At 48.8% G+C, this 21,893-nt stretch carries 18 protein-coding genes; 8 read left to right on the top strand and 10 right to left on the bottom strand.

The annotated features are described in order from the left end of the window. Window positions 1–4: 4 nt before the first annotated feature. The 3 genes from GL2_RS21285 to GL2_RS21275 all read right to left on the bottom strand — a co-directional run bounded on the left by GL2_RS21285 (window position 5) and on the right by GL2_RS21275 (window position 2,478). Window positions 5–508, bottom strand: a complete 504-nt coding sequence (locus GL2_RS21285) for a hypothetical protein (RefSeq protein WP_143732719.1) — start codon at window positions 506–508, stop codon at window positions 5–7. 88 nt (window positions 509–596) lie between these two features. Next, the gene (locus GL2_RS21280; protein WP_143732718.1) at window positions 597–1,697 is read right to left on the bottom strand and encodes a lipase family protein; all 1,101 of its coding nucleotides are present in this window, start codon (window positions 1,695–1,697) and stop codon (window positions 597–599) included. 382 nt (window positions 1,698–2,079) lie between these two features. Beyond that, window positions 2,080–2,478, bottom strand: a complete 399-nt coding sequence (locus tag GL2_RS21275; RefSeq protein WP_143732717.1) for a VOC family protein — start codon at window positions 2,476–2,478, stop codon at window positions 2,080–2,082. 463 nt (window positions 2,479–2,941) lie between these two features. On the opposite strand from GL2_RS21275, the gene GL2_RS21270 reads away from it, so the two are divergent. The 4 genes from GL2_RS21270 to GL2_RS21255 all read left to right on the top strand — a co-directional run bounded on the left by GL2_RS21270 (window position 2,942) and on the right by GL2_RS21255 (window position 6,364). Continuing rightward, complete coding sequence (locus tag GL2_RS21270; RefSeq protein WP_232053707.1) at window positions 2,942–3,865, top strand: linear amide C-N hydrolase; 924 nt, start codon at window positions 2,942–2,944, stop codon at window positions 3,863–3,865. Window positions 3,866–4,084: 219 nt separating this feature from the next. Further along, window positions 4,085–4,489: a hypothetical protein gene (locus tag GL2_RS21265; RefSeq protein ID WP_143732715.1), complete on the top strand. Its 405-nt coding sequence runs from the start codon at window positions 4,085–4,087 to the stop codon at window positions 4,487–4,489. A 100-nt stretch (window positions 4,490–4,589) separates the two neighbouring features. Further along, window positions 4,590–5,453: a GNAT family N-acetyltransferase gene (locus tag GL2_RS21260; RefSeq protein ID WP_143732714.1), complete on the top strand. Its 864-nt coding sequence runs from the start codon at window positions 4,590–4,592 to the stop codon at window positions 5,451–5,453. 74 nt (window positions 5,454–5,527) lie between these two features. Continuing rightward, on the top strand, window positions 5,528–6,364 hold the full coding sequence (locus GL2_RS21255) for a polysaccharide deacetylase family protein (RefSeq protein ID WP_232053706.1): 837 nt from the start codon (window positions 5,528–5,530) through the stop codon (window positions 6,362–6,364). A 217-nt stretch (window positions 6,365–6,581) separates the two neighbouring features. Here the strand turns inward: GL2_RS21255 and GL2_RS21250 are convergent, their stop codons facing one another. The 3 genes from GL2_RS21250 to GL2_RS21240 form a co-directional block, all read right to left on the bottom strand. Next, a complete protein-coding gene (locus GL2_RS21250) occupies window positions 6,582–6,908 on the bottom strand; it encodes a YceK/YidQ family lipoprotein (protein ID WP_143732712.1) in 327 nt (108 codons plus the stop codon). Window positions 6,909–7,715: 807 nt separating this feature from the next. After that, entirely contained in the window at window positions 7,716–9,188 is a 1,473-nt protein-coding gene (locus GL2_RS21245; RefSeq protein ID WP_143732711.1) for an aminoacyl-histidine dipeptidase, read from the bottom strand. A 126-nt stretch (window positions 9,189–9,314) separates the two neighbouring features. Beyond that, window positions 9,315–11,285 (bottom strand): VacB/RNase II family 3'-5' exoribonuclease, encoded by a 1,971-nt coding sequence (locus GL2_RS21240; protein ID WP_143732710.1) that lies wholly within the window; start codon window positions 11,283–11,285, stop codon window positions 9,315–9,317. 349 nt (window positions 11,286–11,634) lie between these two features. On the opposite strand from GL2_RS21240, the gene GL2_RS21235 reads away from it, so the two are divergent. Beyond that, the gene (locus tag GL2_RS21235) at window positions 11,635–12,723 is read left to right on the top strand and encodes a Glu/Leu/Phe/Val dehydrogenase dimerization domain-containing protein (RefSeq protein ID WP_143732709.1); all 1,089 of its coding nucleotides are present in this window, start codon (window positions 11,635–11,637) and stop codon (window positions 12,721–12,723) included. Window positions 12,724–12,979: 256 nt separating this feature from the next. After that, window positions 12,980–15,796 (top strand): pitrilysin family protein, encoded by a 2,817-nt coding sequence (locus GL2_RS21230; protein ID WP_143732708.1) that lies wholly within the window; start codon window positions 12,980–12,982, stop codon window positions 15,794–15,796. A gap of 97 nt (window positions 15,797–15,893) precedes the next feature. Here the strand turns inward: GL2_RS21230 and GL2_RS21225 are convergent, their stop codons facing one another. Continuing rightward, entirely contained in the window at window positions 15,894–16,505 is a 612-nt protein-coding gene (locus GL2_RS21225; protein WP_143732707.1) for a glutathione S-transferase family protein, read from the bottom strand. Between the two features lie 91 nt (window positions 16,506–16,596). Between GL2_RS21225 and GL2_RS21220 the strand changes: the two genes are divergently transcribed. Further along, window positions 16,597–17,958 (top strand): amidohydrolase family protein, encoded by a 1,362-nt coding sequence (locus GL2_RS21220; RefSeq protein ID WP_143732706.1) that lies wholly within the window; start codon window positions 16,597–16,599, stop codon window positions 17,956–17,958. A gap of 118 nt (window positions 17,959–18,076) precedes the next feature. On the opposite strand, the gene GL2_RS21215 is transcribed toward GL2_RS21220, so the two are convergent. The 3 genes from GL2_RS21215 to GL2_RS21205 form a co-directional block, all read right to left on the bottom strand. Then, entirely contained in the window at window positions 18,077–18,790 is a 714-nt protein-coding gene (locus GL2_RS21215; protein ID WP_143732705.1) for an SIMPL domain-containing protein, read from the bottom strand. Window positions 18,791–19,311: 521 nt separating this feature from the next. Beyond that, window positions 19,312–20,058 (bottom strand): aspartate/glutamate racemase family protein, encoded by a 747-nt coding sequence (locus GL2_RS21210; RefSeq protein WP_143732704.1) that lies wholly within the window; start codon window positions 20,056–20,058, stop codon window positions 19,312–19,314. Window positions 20,059–20,165: 107 nt separating this feature from the next. Further along, window positions 20,166–21,362, bottom strand: a complete 1,197-nt coding sequence (locus tag GL2_RS21205) for a hypothetical protein (RefSeq protein WP_143732703.1) — start codon at window positions 21,360–21,362, stop codon at window positions 20,166–20,168. 75 nt (window positions 21,363–21,437) lie between these two features. Here GL2_RS21205 and GL2_RS21200 point away from each other — a divergent pair, with 75 nt between their 5' ends. Then, complete coding sequence (locus GL2_RS21200) at window positions 21,438–21,878, top strand: VOC family protein (protein ID WP_143732702.1); 441 nt, start codon at window positions 21,438–21,440, stop codon at window positions 21,876–21,878. The last annotated feature ends 15 nt before the right edge of the window (window positions 21,879–21,893 follow it).

Below are 21,893 nucleotides of genomic sequence, written 5' to 3'. Positions count from 1 at the left end.
GTCCTTAGCGGTTTAAAAAAGATTCGTAGGTCAGTGCCTGGTCCATGGAAATCACAATCTCATTCTTGAAGAGAGCCACAGCGGTAACACGCAGCCCCTTATCTTCGTCTTCTTCACGCATCTGGTTTAGACTGCTGGAAATTCTCTCCAGAGAGGCAACGCTGGGAGGCTCAGCTTCGAAGGCAATATTGGTTCCCTTGGAATTGAGGTAGTTATTGATCTCCTCCAAGGTGCCTTTGTTGGGAATTGGGCGGGTATTTGACTGCATGACCAACGCATCAATTTTCCCAATCAGGGAATGATAGCTTTGACTTCTCTCTTTGTAGGAATTTTTGCTGGTGCCATGGGAAACTGAGGAAAAGAACTGCATCAGTTCAGCGTTAACTTCTGTTAGGTCTGAATAGAGCTCGGCATCATATCTGGGGGCCAGCTGGGTACAGCTACTGATTAGAATCGCCAGAAAAACGCACAGGGTCGAAATAACCCTCATTGGCTGGTTGGGCGACATCTCTATTCTCCTTGCTATTGGCGTGTTGTTGATATTTTAAATGCTCTGGTAATTATCTCCAGAGCAATTAATTTACGTTAGTAATGGACTAAACTGGTTTCAGGGTGACTTCGTCGCTGGGAATGGTTGTGTTATTTTGCCGCTCAAAGTGCGAAAGTAAAAGCCTCACTGCCTCTTGATTGTCGAAGTAGCGGGAGTGGACCCTGGCTGCCAGCTTGTCTGGAAAAGTACCGTAGGAGCCAATAATCCGCTCATAACAATGATGGGCTTCAGGAACCGCAGAGCCGCTGGCAAACCAATCTGAGTGAGATTTAATATCGATCCATTCGATCAGGTCCTGTCGCTGTGACAACGCCAATACCTCATTTTGTAACCACGGCGCCTGCTTGCCCAATACTTCGATTAGGGAGCCCATGGTCAGTATACGCACAGGAATTCCGATGGGCGGAAGGTCGGCAAACAAGTCTACGGTGACCACGCTGCCAAAGCTATGCCCGACAATAGTTACCGACTGGTATTCCTCCTGCGCCAAGTTGTTTTCCAGTTGCTCGCGTACGCGGCGGATAATTTCATAGCGGACTGCAGGCTTACCCCTAGATGCAGGCTCATTGGTGAGATAACGCTTACAGAAATCCGAAATGTCCACCAGTAGCGAGACTGGCATCAAGGCCACCACAGCAGTGGCCACCGCCCAAATCCGCCAGCCGCCAATATACTCCACTGAGTGTTTCAATTTTTCTACCAGGGGGTACAGGGGGTTATCAGCAGCAGGTTCAATCGCTTCCACAAATAAAATAATTGTACCAAGGTACCAAACAATAAAGGCAAGGGCGGACAAGGTAAGACCAAATGTCAGATACTTACGTTGGAGAACTCCCGTCCAGATATGCAGGTTTGCCAGCCAAAACCAGATAAGGGAGAAGCCCCTTGCGAGTCTTGTTTTCAGTGTTTGCTGGGTAATACTGGGAACCAGGTCGTTCCAGTAGGCCTCTGTCAGGTCCAGCTCCAGGGAATGTCTACTGGACGAAACCCGTAAGCGATTTACTCCGGGAGGTACAGACGGGTCTGCGATGGGGGTGAGGGGCATACGCTCACTTGCCGCGATAAGACCTTCGGTAAACTCAGAGAGTTGCGCGGTGCTGGTTACTCTTGTAAGCCCGGGGATCAGCAAAATCAGGCTTCTATTCATGATATTTCCAAATGATCGGCATCAGTAGCACAGGTGTTTCTTGTTGGTTGGAGTCCACTAGCCCTAATGGCCAGATTGGCTTTTATTGATCAGTACTAATTGGTAAAAAGTCAGCAGTACTACATCCCAGTGATGAAAACTTGCTCTATAACCGGATTAACCAGTTAAGTTGAATGAGGCTATGGGAGCCTGTTGCTGATCAAGCGAGTATTGCCGTTTTATATTTGATAGTGAAGGAGAAGTAAACAGCTGGTTATTGGTAAAGCATCGACTATCCATGCAAGTTATGAATTGTAGGTAGCCCTACAGAAGCTTAGGCTGAAATCAGGCAAAGCTCTGAAAGTCAGCTTGAGATGATTGACGATGCTTCGTTCCAGGTTGATTATTCAACAACTTCAGTTTTCAATTCCACAAGAACAAATTCGTTGCCGTATAAATCTTCAAAGTGGGCAAACTCTGCATTGGTTTCAGATCTGTGAGGTTTAGTGAACTCTACGTCATTATTGATCAGGCGTTGGTATTCATCTTCAAAATTATCTGTGTATATCACTGCGCAAGGCTGTCCGGCCGTCTGCCTCCCGATATTTTGCTTTTGGGTCTCAGAGGACGCTTGCAGTAGCCAAATACCCATATCTTTTTGCTTGGGGAGACGAACATGGACAAATCGAAGTGGTGGAGCTTCGGAGTCTATAAATACCTCAAACCCTAATTTATCCCGGTAAAACTGAATAGCTTCATCATAATCCCTTACCAGGATTACCAGTCTCCCAATAGAGTTCATAATTTATCTCCACCGTAATTTGTATAGTTTGTTATTTATATTCTGTCGATGGCGCATATTTTTCCGCCTGTGGAGAATTTTACTGAAGCCCAGGAAGAAGTGAATGTGGTTTGTCGGAAGGTGCGACAGAAATACAGCTTTGGACAGGGTTTTTTTTGAATTAAGACCACACTTCGTGAGCTGGGCATATATTGAGATTCGCTAAAAGACTATTTTTGCCCAGCCTAACCGTATATTCGATTTATTTCCAATAATTCAGCCTTCCAAGAGGAATGGATTCTGGCTGGCCCATAACAGGCGGAGAAAATTTATGGGATTACGTAATATTTGTAAAGCTAGAGTTCTGCTCTGCAGGCTGGTTTCAACTGCCCTAGTTATCCCTTTTACAATTACTACCCCAGCTGAAGCTTGTACACGAATACTATATGAAACTGGTAGTGGAGAGTACATCACTGGAAGAAGCATGGACTGGAGTGATGTTAAGGCGGCTATGGACTTCTGGGCTTTTCCCAAAGGAATGCAACGCAATGGTGGCGTTGGTAAGGGCTCTATATCCTGGAGATCCAAGTATGGCTCTGTCGTAATTAGTATCTATAAATCGGCAACCTCAGATGGCATTAATGAAGCTGGATTGGTAGGAAACCTGTTATATCTGGCTGAGGCTGATTATGGAAACCAGGATGCTCGAGATAAGCCAGGGATCTCAGTTGGGGCATGGCTACAGTACTTTCTGGACAATTATCGCACAGTTGATGAGGCCGTAAGTGCGATGAAGCAGGAGCCCTTTACAGTGGTTGGTACAGATTTACCAAATGGACGGCCTGCATCGGCACATATCGCCATTTCAGACCCATCAGGTGATTCAGCAATATTTGAATATATAAAGGGTAAGTTGCAGGTACACCATGGCAGGCAATATACAGTAATGACCAACTCCCCAGTTTATGGACAGCAACTGGCTATAAATACGTACTGGAACCTTATTGGAGGACAGAATTTTCTGCCCGGTACTATAAGTGCCGCTGATCGCTTTGCCCGAGCCAGCTATGCTCTTAAGTCTTCCCCAAAATACAATGAGCGGCGTGATGCACTAGCTTCTGTATTTTCTCAAATCCGTGCAGTCAGCGTCCCATTGGGGATGAGTGACCCAGAGAAGCCCAATATTGCCTCTACGCTTTGGCGTTCCGTGATAGACCAGACCTCAAAGCGTTATTATTTTGATTCAGTTATAAACCCTTCAGTCATCTGGGTAGATCTGGACAAGTTAAATCTCAGCGCTGGTGCTAAGGTTATGAGTATGAGGTTAGATACTCCTGAAAACCGTGGAGGGGAGGCGGATTCACTGTTTAAGCCGGCGAGCCCTTTTAAGTTCCTGGCACCGGAGTGAGTTAATTATTCGTCAACCATTGATGTGGCACAATTAACACTTGATTATAAAAAATAGAATTATTTCAGTAGAGGGTGTCGCATTTAAATTTCGATATGTATATTTATTAAAGCTCAATTGTCAGATTTGGGGTTCTTGGTTTCACGTTTTAATGTTGAGAAGTTAATTGTGAAAGTATGTTATTGTTGGTTGGAAAATTTAATTTTTATGGGAGTAATTGTGAGTAATGATTTTTATCAGGCACCAAGAGGTGATTTGATGGCGAGTAAAACTGGAGCAAAAAGCGTATCGGAATACTTGACCCAGTCGTGTATAGAGGTGGAGGGAGCTGCAGCTTTATCCCGGATAAAAATTATTTGGGGGCTTCGACTTTCTGGTAACTTCGTATTTCTTGCCGCCCTAGTATACTTTATTGCTTTGTTATTTTCCCTGGAGCTGGATGGAGGGCTAATAGTGCTCGGGGTCTTTATCGGGATGTGGGTATTGGAAAGTTATGTGATTATTGCATTTTTTTCAATAGCGAACCTGGTGTGTAGCTCCTCTGCATATATTTTCAAGCCTTTATTTGTTGAATATTCCATTTGGAACCATTCTCTCTGTAGTTCATTTCGTGAATATAAATAAAGTGCAGTTTGAAAAAGATTAGCAGGTATAAGGTTGAGGTCTTAATTTTATTGTTGTCGACGGGTGATGGAATTCGAAGTGCGACTTGAGGGAGGGAAGAATGTCCGAAGAGCTAACTGTTCGTTTAATGAAAAGAGAGGAAGTTACTCTTTTGGTGGATTGGGCAGCTGAAGAGGGGTGGAACCCTGGGTTAAATGATGCGGAGATTTTTTGGAATACTGACCCTGAAGCGTTTATTGCGGCGGATGTTGGCACAGAGCTAATTGGAGGTGGGGCAATTACTTCCTATGGTGGGGAGTACGGCTTTATGGGTTTTTTTATCATACGTCCTGAATTCCGTAAGCGCGGTTACGGAAACAGCCTGTGGCAGATGCGGCGGGACAAAATGATAGCACGACTCTCTCCTGGGACAGTTGTTGGTTTGGATGGTGTTTTTGAAATGCGGGACTTCTATGCTAGAGGAGGGTTTGTTTTCTCACATCGTAACCTACGTTTTGTTTATAGCTCATCGAGCAGGAAGGTCAGTTTTCATAAAAATATTATTCCTGCCGATCAAATATCTTTTGATCAGTTGGCTCAATATGATAGAACCTGCTTTCCAGCATCCAGAGATAATTTTTTACAGGAGTGGATGTCTCAGCATTACTCCAGGGCCGTTGGTTATGTTGATGATGGGCATCTGGAAGGATATGGAGTAATGCGCCAATGTAGAAAAGGATTCAAGATTGGGCCTTTGTTTGCAAATAATCAACAAACTGCTGAAGTTATTTACAGCTACCTGGTGAATTCTGTAGCAGGCACCGAGGTGTTTTTGGATGTTCCGGAAAATAACCCTGCAGCAATGTCTTTAGTCCGTCAATTTGGTATGAAGGAAATCTTTGGTTGTGCCAGGATGTACCTAGGGTCTACACCGAAAATCATGCATGATCGTGTGTACGGCGTAACAACTTTTGAGCTGGGCTGATGCTAAAGAGAGATCTAACTGGTTATGAGGGGAAACCTCCCCACCCACATTGGCCTGGTGGAGCCCGGGTTGCTGTGCAATTTGTCCTGAATATAGAAGAGGGAGCTGAATCCAGTATTGTTAATGGTGATACTCAGTCCGAATCCTATTTACACGAGTTGGTTGGCAGGCTGCCGCGGGTAGGGAAGAGAGATTTTAGTGTTGAGAGTATGTATGAGTATGGCTCTCGCGCAGGAGTTTGGCGGTTGCTTGACCTTTTTGGGGAGAGAAAGCTAAGCCTGACAGCATTTGCATCGGGATTATCTCTTGAGTTGAATCCTAAAATTGGAAGCGCATTGGTTGCTGCTGGACATGAAGTCGCTGGGCATAGTTACCGTTGGCTGGACTATCAAAATGTCTCAATTGAGGATGAGCGGAGAGATATAAAACGTACTATTAAAATTATCAAACGAATAACTGGATCCCCTCCCTCCGGCTGGTATACAGGTCGAGCTAGCTTGCATACGCGAAAGCTGCTAGATGTTGAGGATGATATTCTGTATATCTCTGATTCATACAGTGATGACCTGCCTTATTGGCAATCAGGTATGTCCAAAAAATTGATAGTGCCTTATACCTTAGTGAATAACGATATGAAATATCTAATGCCTAATGGTTTTCCCTCAGGAGAGGATTTTTTCCTGTTGTTAAAGGATGCCTTTGAGTTCCTTTGGAAGGAAGGCAAAAAGCATCCAAAAATGATGAGTGTTGGCTTACATAGCCGAATTAGTGGGCATCCAGCAAGGGCGATGGCTGTTGCTCGGTTTCTGGATCATATTATGGGGTTTAATTCCGTTTGGATTTGCCGTCGAGAGGAAATTGCTAAACACTGGATGCTTGTGCACCCTGAGGGAGTTAAATCAATAAGGTAACCAGAAATGGAGGTATATCATTTTCGCTGAATGTATAGTTTTAAGTTTGTTTTGGCTATCAAGGGTGTTTTTCAGTTACTTCTCTAGCTACTCCCTATAATTTTTGTATGAACTCTCGATGTTTATGTTATCAATTTGGTTGCAGTAGCTGGCAGCTTTTGTTTATTCGGCTAACCAGCTAGGTGGTATGCGGATCTAAATATTGATAATGAATCTTCTAGTATTGGTGGTTTTTGAGCGAAATATCTCCGTTTTTATATTGCCCATAAATAGTAAAGGGAAGGGCGACTGTATCTGTTGCTGTAGACATAACGCCATCCACCAGATAAATTCCAAGAAGTAAATCGGCGTTTATTGATTCGCTAGCTGAATGCATTTTACAGAAATTATAAGAGAGGCCGCTATATACTCTGGGGATGGATTCGCAGTAAGATTTTTCCTTCTTCAGGCTGGCTGCAATTTCTCGGTCCGTACTGGATAATGTGGTGAAGGTGCCGCAGGCGGTCAGGGGAAGAATGCTTAATATCAAAAATAGTTTTTTCATCTATTATGTTTTCTTTATGGTCTTAAAACTGATTGCCGAGGTGTGATTCAAGCTCTATCTCACCTCTGAGTGAGCTATCCGGGTTTGTCTTGATATAGGCCCTCCTTGAGATTATTTCAATCAGATGCCAGGCCTTTGCATAACTGTTGGATTGGCAAGTAAAAATTCTAAAATACTACTTTTATGTGTCCTTTGTGCTTAACGGATTTAATTGACTGGCCGTTATTAAGTGGATTTGAGCCGAACTTTTTAGTTTATATTCCCGCTTAACTCTTATTTTTTTAATCTCAAGCTGTGGCAGTGTTCGTCATTAAGGCTTCTTTCCCCAGTCTGCGGTTATTCCATATTCTTTCCAATATTGCCGCCTCAACCAATACCAAGGTAAAGCGAACTGGAGCCACTGGGTGCTGAATATTTAAAAAGCTCTATAAACTTCCTTGTTAAGTTCTCTGACAGAATCCCAGTGATGATTCATGTTGGTCGAAAGAATGCTAACTAAAATCTGGCTTCTTATGCTCTCATCCATGTCTTACTTAACGCAGTTGTGTTGACCAGCTTACTCGAAAAAAAGTTCCAAGGAAGCCTTTTATAGAAGGATAAGTTTTCAGGTGGGGTGTTGATGCTTTAATTGAAGATCGAATATTTTCTATTAATGGTATTTCATGATGGGTTCATGATTTTTATGGGTACTGGAGTACGGTTTAGGTGGGTTTGTGTGTAGAGAGTCCGCCTCAGGTCGACCCTGAAAGGCGGAACTAAATATTTTTCTACAGGAAGTGGCTGCTAAGAGATAAGCAGAAGATCCAGTTAGCTTCGTGTCGGAACCGCCTGCACAACCTTAATAAAGTAATCCCAGAAATTGGCAACACTTTGGATGTGAACTCTCTCTTCCGGTGAGTGAGCGCGACGGATGGTGGGTCCAAAAGAGACCATGTCCCAGTTGGGATAAGGCTTTGCCAGGAGTCCACACTCAAGGCCTGCGTGGATGACTTTCACTTCTGCAACTTTTCCAGTCATTTCCTTATAGACGTCTTTCATCTTTGCCAATAAGGGGGAGCTGGGGTTTGGTGTCCAGCCGGGGTAGGCGTTATCCAATCGGGTTTTGGCTCCGGCCAGCTCAAAAGTGGCAGCTACATCCAAACCGTGATGGTCGCGAGCGCTGTCGGATAGACTACGTACCAGACATTGAACTTGAACAAAGCTCTGGCCGTCCTTCTTGCCAGTGGTAACCCGGGCCAGGTTATTGGAAGTTTCGGCGATACCTTCCAATGCTGTGCTCATGCGTTCCACGCCATTAGGGCAGCAGCGTATAGCGCGAATGAATTTTAATTGGGTCTCGGCGTCCATGGTAACCAGAGGAGCTTCGGTATTTTCCAGGGAAATTTCCAAGGCCGCTTCACTATCCAGTTCTTGGGCAATAGTTGAGCTTTCGCGATTAACAATTTGCTTCAGTGTTTCCTGGGCCTCAGCCGGTACAGTGATAGTGCTGAAGGACTCACGAGGAATTGCATTGCGCAGGCTGCCGCCATCAAGCGTGGCGATTCGCAAATCAGGAATATCGCGTAAGGCCGTATCGATAATGCGGTTGGCGATTTTATTGGCATTGCCACGACCCTTGTCAATATCCAGGCCGGAGTGTCCGCCGCGCAGGCCGCGTACAGAGAGCTTATAGGCTTTAACCCCTTCAGCTACGGGTGCTTCGGAATAATTGAGGGTGGCGTTGACATCAACGCCACCGGCGCAGCCAATGTAAAGCTCACCCTCGTCCTCGGTGTCGAGGTTAAGTAATAAATCTGACTCGAAATAGCCCGGTTGCAGGTTTTTGGCTCCAGTCATACCGGCTTCTTCATCAATAGTGAGTAATGCTTCCAAGGCCGGGTGGGGGATGTCGGTGGACTCCATCAGGGCCAGAATCGCGGCTACCCCAATACCGTTGTCGGCGCCGAGTGTGGTGCCTTTGGCGGTAACCCATTCACCGTCTATGTAAGGTTTGATGGAGTCTGTGAGAAAATCGTGTTCGGTATCGGCATTCTTTTGCGGCACCATGTCCACGTGGCTTTGCAGGGCCAGAGTCTTGCGATCCTCCATTCCGGAAGTAGCTGGCTTTTTGATAATGATATTGCCAACTTCATCCAGTTGGACTTTTAATCCGCGGCCTTTAGCAAATTCAACAATATGCTCCACTACACGCTCTTCGTGCTTGGAGGGGCGGGGGATTTCACAGAGCTTGGCGAAATGTTTCCAGAGTGGGGTGGGGTTCAGCTCGGCAATAGTACTCATTGGAGGCCTCGAAATCTTTTGTATGGATTAACCCGTCGCAGTGGGTGCCATAGTGAGAAATCGTAGTACCGGTGTTGCGACGGAAAAGGGCCCGGCTGGAGCCGTGCCCTTTAAGGGAATAGCGCTTTAATTATTTTCCGTAGCGCTGCTGTCTAGGGAGCTTTCTTTTACAAGCTCAAATGCGATACGTCGTTTATCGACATCCGCAGAGACCACTTTAACGGTGACGCTTTGCTCGAGCTGAAAGCTCTGCTCGTCATGGGTCAGGATCAGATGCTTGCCGTCAAAAGTTGGCAGGTTTTTCTTGTTGCCATTCAATCGCACAAATCCGTCGATGCCAAACTGGTCCAGACGTACGCCGAGCCCGGCACCGTTCACCAGGGCGATCTTTCCGGTAAACGCCTGACCAACTTTATCCTGCATAAATTGCGTATAGAGCCATTGCTCCAGGGCGCGGTTTGCCTGACGGCCGCGTACCAGGCTGTCCTGCAAAGCTTCAATCTGTTCATCACTAAGATTTTTTGCAGATGTCTCTTGCTTGGCTGCACGCAGGACACGGTGATTGTGCAGGTCATTGTATTTGCGGATTGGAGAAGTGACGGTGGCGTAAGCGCCCAAGCCCAAGCCCAGATGCGTGCCGGCTTTGTTGTCGAACTGACCGGGTCGCAGCATGCGCTTCAATACGGCGAGCAGGTTGCGCATCTTGTCGTCTTCGTGGGTTTCCAGGTGTTTGACCAGTGCCAGGTAGTTTTCCAGTTGGCTGAGATCTTTCTCAGCGTGCTCGGGCAGCATTTCCTTTAGCAGGCTGCGGACTTCACCCATGCGCTCTTCACGGAAGCCCAGATGTACTGAGAAGCAGCCCTGTTGCAGTTCTGCCAACTTCGCACCGATGCTGATGTTGGTTGCCAGCATGGCTTCTTCAACCATACGCTGGGCAATATTGCGATCCTGTTTCTCGATGCGCTCAATCTTGCGCTGCTCGTTGAGGTGGATCTCGTAGTCGGGACGATCCTCCATTGCCAGGGAGTGGCCTGCGCGATATTTGGCGCGGGCTTTATATAGGGCAGCAAGGTTGCGAAGGCTCTCTTTTTGCTCCTCCGGCACAGCGGTTTCATCACCCACGACAAATTGGCTAACCTGGTTGTAGCTCAGTTTGTGCTGGGAACGAATAGCGGCAAATTCGTATTGGCTGGAAGCAATCTCGCCATCATTCTCGATATCTATATGTACCACTAGTACCGGGCGCAGTTCGCTGGGTATCAGGGAGAAGAGGTCTTCACACAGATTGCGCGGCAGCATCGGCAGGGTTTCGCCGGGGAGATACTGGCTGTGGGCGCGCTTGAAGGCCTCTTGATCCAAGTGGCTGCCCTCTTCGATAACGCTGGAAGGATCGGCAATGGCAATATGTAAAGTCCAGCCGCCTTCATGCGCTGTAACCGCGAGAGCATCGTCCATATCACGGGTGCTTTCCGCATCAATAGTTACGAAGCCCAGCTCGGACAAATCCTTGCGTTCGGCAGTGATGGATGTGATTTGATCAGCAATACTGCCCGCCTGTTTCTCTGCCGCCTGGCCAAACTGCTCCGGCAGTTTGTATTGGGCCACAACATAGGCATGTTCGATCCCGGGCATCTCCGGCTTACCGATAACGGTTTCTACTTTGGCCTGGGCACGTCCATCCTTAAAGGGGTGGCGATTGACTTTACAGGCAATAAATTCGCCAGGTTGTGCTTTGCCGCGTGCTTTGGGGGGCAGAAAGATCCAGCGGGTCAGGCCGTTCTGGGTGGGCTGGATAAAGTGGCCCTGGCCCCGCTGTACATATTGACCTACCAGGTAGTCCAATTGGCTATTGATAAGGGTATCCAGCTCGGCTGTGAGCTTGCCTTTGTTCTCTTCCGAAATGCAGACGCGAACCTGGTCACCAGGGAAAACACGTTCCATCTCATTGGGGGGTAAGAAAGCCTCCCGTCCATCTTCCAGCTCCACAAAGCCAAATTTGCCGTTGCTGCCGCGTACCCGGCCCTCGGCAAACTCCTTACTGGAGCGAATATCTGTTTTCAGTTGTGAAAGTTGTTTCAGAGCGTCGGCATTCAGCATCGAGTTTATCTCTCGGGTCGATTTGGGCGCGGATTCTACCAGACCATGCTGACACGGTGTAACGGGGTCAGGTAATGGAAAAAAGTAACTTAATGCCAGCGGGGCGGTAGGAGTTGGGATGAAGGAGAGGCCAGGATTGCTGACTACCTGGACCACTATATTCCCGAGGGATCATTTGTCCTAAAAAAGTATGCTTTGTGTGACAATTTAGCTATTGCTTTGTGGTTATGTGCAAAATATGCAAACTTTATCTGCCGAAGGTGGATATAATCTTACCCCTGAATAAAAACAGATAAGGGCTGTGGTTGTTCCCCAGCTGTAGAACCGGCTTTCCGGAGAGGAACAGTTAATGAGTATTTTTTCCCATTCCGCCTACGATAAACACGAACAAGTGGCGTTTTACCAGGATGCTAAGAGCGGGCTCAAGGCCATTATCGCGGTGCACAATACGAATTTAGGTCCCTCACTGGGTGGCTGCCGCATGTGGCCATATGCCGATGATGGTGAGGCATTGAATGATGTATTGCGGCTTTCCCGTGGAATGACTTATAAGTCTGCAATGGCAGGCCTCAAACTTGGTGGCGGGAAATCTGTAATTATCGGTGACCCGCGCAAGGAAAAGACCCCCGAATTGCTGCGTGCTATGGGAGAGTTTATCAATACCCTTGGTGGTCGCTATATCACCGCAGAGGACTCTGGCACCAGTGTTGCCGACATGAGTGTTATTGGTGAGACAACCGAATACGTATCCGGTCTGTTTGCGGGCTCTGAATACGGAGGTGATCCGTCTCCCTCAACTGCCTATGGTGTGTTTGTGGGCCTCAAGGCTGCAGTGGAGCACCGTTGGGGTAAAACCGACCTGACCGGCCTGAAAGTATCCATCCAGGGTGTTGGCAATGTGGGCTTCCGGCTGGGTAAATTGTTGAAAGATGCTGGTGCAGAGTTATTTGTAACCGATATTTTTCAGGACAATATCGATCGCGCGGTAACTGAACTGGGCGCCATTGCTGTCACCGCTGATGAAATCTTTGATCTCGACGTAGACCTCTTTGCCCCCTGTGCCATGGGTGCGATTCTCAACGATGACACCATCTCCCGCCTGAAAGTGGGCGCTGTGGCAGGTGCGGCCAACAACCAGTTGGCAGAAGAGCGACACGCTGCGGCACTGCGTGAGAAAGGTATCCTTTACGCCCCTGACTATGTAATCAATGCCGGTGGCATTATCGATGTGTACTACCAGCAAAAGGGTGATTATGACGCTGGTGAGGTCCGTGCGCATATCGAGGCGATTGGCGACACAATGAAAGAGGTGTTTGTGCGCGCAGATGAAACAGGTGAGACCACGGCGCATGTGGCTGACCGTATAGCCGAGGAACGCTTTGGCCATCATTCTGTGACTGGTGATACTGAGAACAAGTCCGGCACAGTAGCCGCATAACCGCTATTCGGCGCTGGAGATGTGCCGGTGACCTGATCGCCACAGGCGATTGGTATCATCGCTTCTCTCTGTGATGTATTTTTTTGGGCACTTTAGTGCCCATTTTTTTGTCTGAAAGTTGTCTTGTCGATCTGGCAACCGGGTAAGATGTCGGATCAACTGTTTGAATGTGCTTGGGGATTTAGCTAAAAGCAGGAGAGAATCCTGGCCTAAACTTGCCATCCTGAAGCTGCGGTTATTAAGAGGGAGTGACAATATGGACTGGCGTCCAGTGCTCATCAGTGTCGTTATCGCCACTGCAGGTTTTACCGGTTGCGGAAAGTCTGTCGACAATACACCCCATGCGCTATCTGTGGATACTGAAGCTGCGGCCAGTAGCAAGGCGGCTGCTTCGGATAAAGAGGCCTATGTTCCGCCACCGGAACTGGATATTCCCTATCACAAAGAAGTGCTGCCCAATGGGTTGACTGTGATCGTCCATGAGGACCGCAAAGCCCCGGTCGTCTCCACCAACATCTGGTACAAGGTGGGCTCCAAAGATGAGCCGAAGGGCAAAACTGGCTTCGCGCACCTGTTTGAACACTTGATGTTTAACGGTAGTGAAAACTATCCCGGTGAGTACTTTGAGCCCTTCCAGCGCTCAGGGGCCACAGATATGAATGGCACCACCAATAACGATCGCACCAATTACTTTGCCACAGTGCCAAAAGGAGCCCTGGATATGGCCCTGTGGATGGAGTCCGATCGGATGGGGCATTTCAAAGGTGCTATTACCCAAGAGGTGCTCGATGAACAGCGCGGAGTGGTTAAAAATGAAAAGCGCCAGGGTGAAAATGCACCTTACGGTAGAGCTTTCGATATCATTGCCAAAAGCACTTTTCCCGCAGATCACCCTTACTCCTGGACACCGATAGGTTCCATGGAGGATCTGGATAATGCCAGCCTGGAAGATGTGAAAAAGTGGTTTGCGGATCACTACCAGCCGGCCAATGCCACTTTGGTGATTGCCGGTGATGTCAGTGTCGATGAAGCCATGGCCAAGGCGCGCAAGTATTTCGGCGATATACCCAGCACGGGTGTTCAACCACGTATTAAAAACTGGGAGTTGCCCACCCAGGTCAATAAGCGCGAAGTAGTTCATGAAAATGTGCCACAAACCCGCATCTACAAAGTTTGGAATGTACCGGCGGTTGGCAGTAAAGAGGAGCACGCACTTGAGCTGATGACTTCTTTGTTGGCGAATCGCAAAAACTCACTACTGTATCGCCGCCTGGTGCGGGATGAAAAGGTGGCGACGAGCGTCAGTGCTTTTTATTACGGGCGCCAGCTGGCTGGGCAACTGATGATTATTGTTGATGTAAAGCCCGGTCAATCTGTCGATAAAGTTGAAAAACTTTTGAATAAGGAGTTGCGCCAGTTTGCAAAGAATGGCGTGAGTGCCGAAGAGTTGCGCCGGGTTAAGCAGGGTGAGTTTGCCGGACTGGTAAAAGGGCTGGAAAAAACCGGCGGTTTTGGTGGTAAGAGCGATATTCTCGCTCGCTCTGAGTTTTATTACGGCAACCCAGGGGCACTGCTTAAAGGTGTGGGGGCCTATGCCAAGGTCTCCGCACTGGAGGTACAGGATGTGGCGAAGCAGTGGCTGAAAGATGACTCCTACACCCTGATTATTGAGCCTGAGAAGGAGTACACGGCTGCCACAGAGGGCGCCGATCGCAGCAAATTACCTGAAGTTGATAAAACGGTAGAGCTGGAACTCCCCAAGCAGCGAGAATTTACTCTAAAGAATGGTCTCAGGGTGGTTCTGGCGGAGCGCCACGATACGCCGGTTGTGTTGATGAACCTTCAATTTCGTAGTGGTGCCTCCGCAGACAGTCATAAACCGGGCCTCGCTTCAGTGGCTGCACAAATGCTCAATGAAGGCGCCGGTGATTTGGACAGTCTGGAGTTCAGTGCGCGCTCGGAGGAACTGGGAGTGAGCATTGGTGGCGGCAGTGGGTTGGATTACAACTCCATCAGTATGAGTGCTCTCAAGACGCAGCTGGAACCCTCACTGGATCTGTTTGCCAAGGTGGTGACTGAACCCCGCTTCCCCGAGTCGGATCTCGAGAGAGTGAAATCCAATCGACTGGATGCCATTGCCCAGGAAAAAGCACAGCCACAGGGCTTGGCCCTGCGTGAACTACCGCCACTGCTGTTTGGCTCCGAGCACCCCTATGGCTCACCCTTGACTGGCTCTGGTACACCGGAAGGAATTAAGTCCATTACTCGAGAAGATCTGGTGAATTTCCAGAAAACCTGGGTGAGGCCGGACAATGCGACTCTGACCGTTGTGGGTGATGTAACGGAAAAAGAAATTGAACCTCTCCTAAACGAGACACTTGGGGGCTGGAAAACACCCAAAGCTGAATTGCCAAAGATTGAGGTGTCCAAAGTGGAGCGGCCGCAAAAGGCCCGGGTGTATTTACTGGATCGCCCCGGGGCACAGCAGAGCTTTATAATGGCTGGGCTGGTTATGCCGCCCTGGCAGCCTCAGGGAGCCGAGGCCTTTGATGCGATGGCCAACATTATTGCGGGCAAATTTACCTCCCGGGTAAATATGAATTTGCGCGAGGATAAGCACTGGTCTTATGGAGCCCGTGCGGTTTCCATGGATACGGAAGGTCAGCGCCCCTATATCCTGTTTGCGCCAGTGCAAACCGATAAAACCGCACCTGCAATAAAAGAGCTGGTAAAAGAATATCGGGATTACCTGAGTGATCGCCCAATTACGGAGAAGGAGCTGGAAGACTATCGCAACGATGAGGTGCTCAAGCAGAGCGCACGTTTCCAGACCAAGGGGCAATTGCTCTCCAGTATCAACTGGCAGGTAGAAAAGGGCTTGCCTGAGGAGTATATCGCCGAATATCCGCAGCGGGTTTCTGCTTTAAATACTGAAAAAGTAGAGGCTTCCGCACAGGAATTTCTCGCGCCCGATCAGTTTACCTGGGTGATTGTTGGAGACCTGGACAAGATCCAAGGAGAAGTAGAGGCATTGGATATTGGCCCGGTGGAAGTCCTGCCTGCAAAAGATTAATACTGCCTCGAAATAATCGCCCCCTCTCATTTGAGTGGGGCGATAGCCTTTTTAAGAGGGGTTGGCTGTGTCCTTCAGGATATTCAAAAATAGATGATCAGGCCTTGAAGCTGGGCCGCAGTTTAAGTTGTTCGCGCCAGCGGATCAGGTGGGGGTGCTTTTCGGCATCCGGTCGCAGGTTTTGTACCTTACCAAAATCCAGGCTGCAAACCATACCTATATCCGCAACTGAAAAATAATCGTCAATCAGGTACTCGTGATCAGAAAAGTGATCGTTCAGCACGCCCATAAACTTCATTGCACGCTTGCCGGCATCTTCTCCAAATTCCGGGTAGACATTCATACGGTCTTTAAAAAACCCTGAAACATGCTGGAAGCACATTCCTACAGACAACATTAAATTGAAGTCAGCGCGGCGAGTCCACATTTCTACCAGTGCTTTTTCTTTGGCATTGCGCCCAAATAGAGGCGGACTCGGGTGTAGTTCCTCGAAGTAACGCTGGATTGCCACGGATTCCGCGATATGGGTGCCGTCATCCAGTTGCAATACGGGCACTTTTTTATTGATATCCTTGCTGCGAAACTCCGGGGTGAGGTTTTCCCCTTTGGTAATATCCACCGGAGCAAACTCAACATCGATGCCTTTTTCTGCCAGGTACATACGAACCCGGCGGCAATTGGGTGCGCTCGCAAACTCATAGATTTTCATAGGGGCTTCCTCTCACCTTGGCGATTACGGTAAATTGTGCGACTTCCAATAAAAACAAGACAAATCTAAGAGAGATTTACTGGTGACGACAATGACAACAAGTGCCAAGAGAAACAGCTTCTTTCACCGCACTGCCATCGCCCTGGCGATTTGTGCCGGTTTTTTCAGCCTGCAGGTATCTGCGGAGAGTATCGCTATCTACGCGGGAAAACTGTTTGATAGCACTAATGGAAAACTACTGGAAGATCGCACTATCCATATTGTCGATGGCCGTATTGAATCAGTGCAAAAAGGTTTTGCAAAGCGGGATAGGGAGTCTCTGGTAGATCTGCGCGACTACACGGTACTGCCGGGGCTGATGGATATGCACAGCCACCTTACTTACGAGTTTGGTCCCCGTGCCTATATGGAGTCCTATACCTGGAACCCAGCGGATTTTACTTTGCGAGGCGTTGATGCGGCCAACCGCACTTTGCAAGCCGGTTTTACCACCATTCGCAATCTGGGGGACCACGATAATGTCACCGTGAGCCTGCGCCGGGCTATTGAAGCAGGCACGATTGAGGGGCCGAGAATTTTTACCGCGGGTAAGTCGATCGCCACTACCGGCGGTCACGCGGACCCGACCAATGGACGTCGTGAGGATTTGGTTGGCAGCCCTGGCCCCGTTGATGGTGTTGTCGATGGACCAATCTCTGCGCGCAAAGCGATTCGCCAGCGCTACAAGGACGGTGCAGATTTGATCAAAATCACTGCTACCGGTGGTGTTTTGAGTGTCGCAAAAAGTGGGCAAAATCCGCAATTTATGCAGGATGAGCTGGAGGCTATCGTCTCTACGGCCAAGGACTATGGGTTTACCGTAGCGGTGCATGCCCACGGTAAGGAAGGAATGATCCGCGCTATCCGCGCTGGAGTGGATTCTATTGAGCATGGGACTTATATGGATGAAGAGGTGATGAACCTGATGCGGCGCAACAATACCTGGTTTGTGCCGACCTTGATGGCAGGGGAGTGGGTGACTGAAAAATCAGCAATTGAGGGATTCCTGCCAGAAATTGTACGACCCAAGGCGGCGACCATGGGTCCGCTTATGCAGGAAACTTTTTCCAAGGCGTACAAGCGCGGGGTAAACATTGCCTTTGGGACCGATACCGGAGTAACTCGACACGGGGAGAATGCGCGGGAATTTATCCTGATGGTGCAGGGTGGAATGAGTCCTGCTGATGCAATCCGCTCCGCAACCTGGAATGCAGCACAATTACTACAAGTCCAGGATGAACTGGGTAGTATTAGTGAAGGCAAGATTGCCGACATTATTGCGGTGGCAGGTGATCCCCTTAAAGATATTTCTGAATTGCAACGAGTGCAGTTTGTGATGAAGGAGGGGAAAGTATTCAAAGAGCCCAATGAGCCCTCTGTTGAAGTATTTATTGAAGGCGAAGTCGAGGGTTGAAGAAAACGAGGGTAATTGCGTGGAGAAATTCTCACTGGCTGCTCCTCGCAGCTTAAATTGAGAGGCAGAATTTGCTACCCGGCCCCCTGAATTATCGGAGGGTCCGGGGTATTTTATCTTAGTCTTCCAGCTCGAATACCAACTCCAGGTTAACGGAAAGGGTTGTCTCACCGGGAGCAATTGGGGTGGAGGCACTTTCTTTTGATGAGGCCATATCGCTGCGCAGCATCATTGGACGCGGCATACCGCCGTTGCCATTCTCGGAGATGCTGACAATTCGACGAACTTTCATCCCCAGCGCTTTTGCATAGATAGTTGCGCGCTCCTGGGCATCTACAAGCGCCTTTTCACGAGCTTCCGCCTTGACTGGGCCCGGTTCACCAATTTCAAAGCTGGGACCGTTTATTTGATTTGCTCCGGCGGCGGCAAGACTGTCCAGAACCTCGCCCAGCTCATCCAGTTTGCGCACTTTAATGCTTACTGTATTACGCGCATTATAACCGACTATTTTCGGTTTTTTGTTCTGCTGGTAATGGTAGCGGGGGGAGAGGCTCACACCGCTGGTTTGGATATCCTTTTTGGCAATGCCGGCTTTCTTTATTGCCGCCATCAGAGAGTCCATTTGCTCAGCGTTATCGCGCATGGCCTTTTTGCTATCTTGGGCCTCGGTTACTACGCCTACGGAAAGATTGGCTACATCTGGTACCTGGCTTGCTTCACCATGAGCCGCAATAGAGACCAGGGTTCCCCGTTCTGAAGGGGCCTGCCCATTTCCGCAAGCGGTGACAAGCAGGGCGAGCAGTGTGATTGTTGAGAATTTTACTAACTTCATGATTTTTCCTTATCAGTCGCTATGGATTTGACTTCACTCCAATGCATTAGGCGCCAAATATTAACAGCGCTTTTCTGAACCGCAGCTGAGCGAGTGTTCCAGCATACCGGATTCACCGTAGAGCAGTAGAGAAACTGCCGGATAATGGGAACTCGTCAACAGGGAAGTGTTGCCTGGTTAGTCAGAGTGGAATAACTACTGGTAAGTTTCATTTTCGGTGTAGCAGCGGTAAAACCCAAATACAGCAGGTGTTGACGCTTGTCGCAAAATACAGCGAGGGCTTTAAGCTCTTTTTGTAATTTCTCTGAGTTTTTTGTTGTACCGCAATCGAAAATGAGAGTTTCCGTGGACTCTTTGTACTGCGAGCTAGTCATCGGTTCCAGCCTTGAATCGGTTGGCAAAAACACAGGCCGCAGTTAGTTTGGAAAAGAAAGCTGGCAGACTAAATCCAATCCCCGTATTCCACTGACCAGAACAACTGAGAGGGGGCGGTATTAGGAGCATGGAGCCAGGAAGAAAGCTCAGTCAGTATGTTCTATCCGCCTGGCGAGTTTGTCGGGGAGGCCGAATGTGTCCTTCGCGGGTGGGCGCGCAAACCCGCCCGCACGGGCAATGCCGGGGCGGAGCCGTACAAGCCCCTCTGCTAATACAACTGCGGCTGGTACTGGGTCCACGACCGGGATTGGCAGGCGTTCAGAAACCTTAGCCGCAAGTCCTGCAAGCGGTCCTCCGGCGAGTATTGCAACATCTGCCTTGTCAATAAGCACGGCTTCTTCGACGAGTTTCACCAAGGTTTCGCCAAGCTCCTCCTGTACCGTTTCGATAGATTGAAAGTCCTCGCGGGGTAGGCGAATGCCTGTGAAGCGCTGTTCGAGACTGGCGCGCCGCACGCCGTCGCAAAACCATTCTGTCAGGCGGTCGCTGAATGTGACAATTGAGAAGCGTTGGCCAAGTGAGCACGCGGTCAGCATGGCCGCTTCAGCAACGCCGATCACCGGAATGTCGAATAATTGACGGGCGCCAATGAGACCTGGGTCCCCGAAAGCAGAGATGATAACTGCATCTACTTGGGTGTGGTGCTCGGCGATCGTCTCAAAGACGTCGCTAGCGATGATCTCGGCTTCAACCCGACTTGAGATGTAAGGAAAACCAATCTTGGCGGTAGTTGGTATGATTTCGGTACCAGGTGATGCAACCCTTGATGCGGCGCCCGCCATGAGCAACGTCATCGATTCTGTTGTGTTTGGGTTAAGGAGGTGCAGTTTCATAATCAGACTCAGAATCACCCATTTTCAAACTGTTTGATGGCCAAATCGCCCGCTTAAGTATGGGTCATTCGAGTCTTTTCAGGCGGATGGCCGGTGCAGTGTGTTGATCATTGCAACGATACTTGAGAATTTCTGCTGGGAGTGCCAAATACCTGCTGATACGTTTCATTTTCGTCGTGGTAGATGGCAAAACCCAGGCGCAGAAGATGTTGGCGCCTGTCGCATAGTACCGCGCGGGCTTTTAGTTCTTTTTGTAACCTCTCTGAGTTTTCAGCTGTGCCGCAATCGAAAGTAAAAAAGTGGCCATGACCTCGCTCAAGATCGTGGTGGATTAGGTGTTGCCGGTTTAGTAATGGGTGGTTGGCCTTATCCATGCTCTGTAGGAAGCGGCATTGGGCATTGAGTACATTGCGATGGATTTTGTCTACAGTGATGCCCTCGCGCCTGAACAAATCGAAAATTGCCAAACCTTTATACAGGCAGGAATAGTCCATAGTGGCACCTGCGAAGCGCAGCCAGTTGTCTCCATAGCCAACACTTTCCGAGCGATTCTCAAGCTCAGCCATCTCGGCGAACCAGCCGGTATTGAGCGGCCGCAAGTTACACTGGGTTGGGATACTCATAAAACAAAGTCCCTCACCAGCGCCCAGGTACTTGTAGGAACCGGCAGTAAAGAAAGCCTTGTCTGCTATACCACTCAGGTCGATAGGTCTTGCATAGAATCCATGGTAGCCATCAATGACAAACTGAGTTTCAGTGGGCTTGTCCTCGGCAATACGCAACAGCTCGGGGAATACTACGCCTGAATCGAAAAATACCAGGCTGGCATAGGCCAGGTGATACTCCCCGCCATGTAATTCTTGTTCAAAGCGCTCTGCCAGTGTGGCGTAGGGTGTTTTAGGAATCCGTGTAACTTCTACGTTGGGCAGTTCTTCAAGTCGCTGCAACTGGCGTGTAAAGCTGTAAAATTCACCGTCGGTAGTGAGAATACGCAGTGGCTGGTCGGGATTGAAGGCGCTGATTAGTCGATAAACCAGCTCGTGGGTGTTGGGCGCAATGGCGATCTGGTTGGGGGCCGGGAGTTTCAGCGTACGTGCTACGGCATTTTGCCAGGCAGGTATTTTTTCTTGAAAAATTGGCCCCCATTTATCATCGGCGAGTAACGCTGCATCGTGCCAGTATTGCTGTACTGCCTCAAGAGTGACGTCGGGCCAATAGTGGTGTGAATGGCAGGCCATATGCAGCATGGCGGAGGGACTGCCGCTGGGTGCTTGTGAAAAGGCTCTATAGAATTTCTTATACATTTATTTTCGCCGTGCGTTACTGAATTATTTATTATTTCGCGATTTTTAGATCCTGTGAACAGGAAGGAGTAGAGGGTGAGGTATCTGCATACAATGGTCCGCGTGGCCAACCTGGAAGAATCTTTGAAATTTTATTGTGAAAAGTTGGGGTTGCAGGTAGTGACGCGAAACGATTATGACCAGGGTCGCTTTACTCTGGTATATCTGGCGGCACCGGAGGATGTAGATGCCGCCCGCGAGAAAAAGGCCCCTATGCTGGAGCTTACCTATAACTGGGACCCGGAATCCTATAGTGGTGGACGTAACTTCGGTCATCTGGCTTATGGAGTTAATGATATTTATGCCGTTTGCCAGCGTATGATGGATGCTGGAGTAACCATTAACCGGCCACCCCGCGACGGCTATATGGCTTTTGTCCGGTCACCGGATGGTATCTCCATTGAATTGTTACAGAATGGAAAGCCGTTAGCTCCGCAGGAGCCCTGGCAGTCGATGGAGAATACTGGCGAGTGGTAATTCCCATGGGAGTTA

Source organism: Microbulbifer sp. GL-2, assembly GCF_007183175.1.
Classification (GTDB): domain Bacteria; phylum Pseudomonadota; class Gammaproteobacteria; order Pseudomonadales; family Cellvibrionaceae; genus Microbulbifer.
Note: the sequence above shows the minus strand (reverse complement) of the source record. Positions and strands in the feature narration are given on the sequence as shown.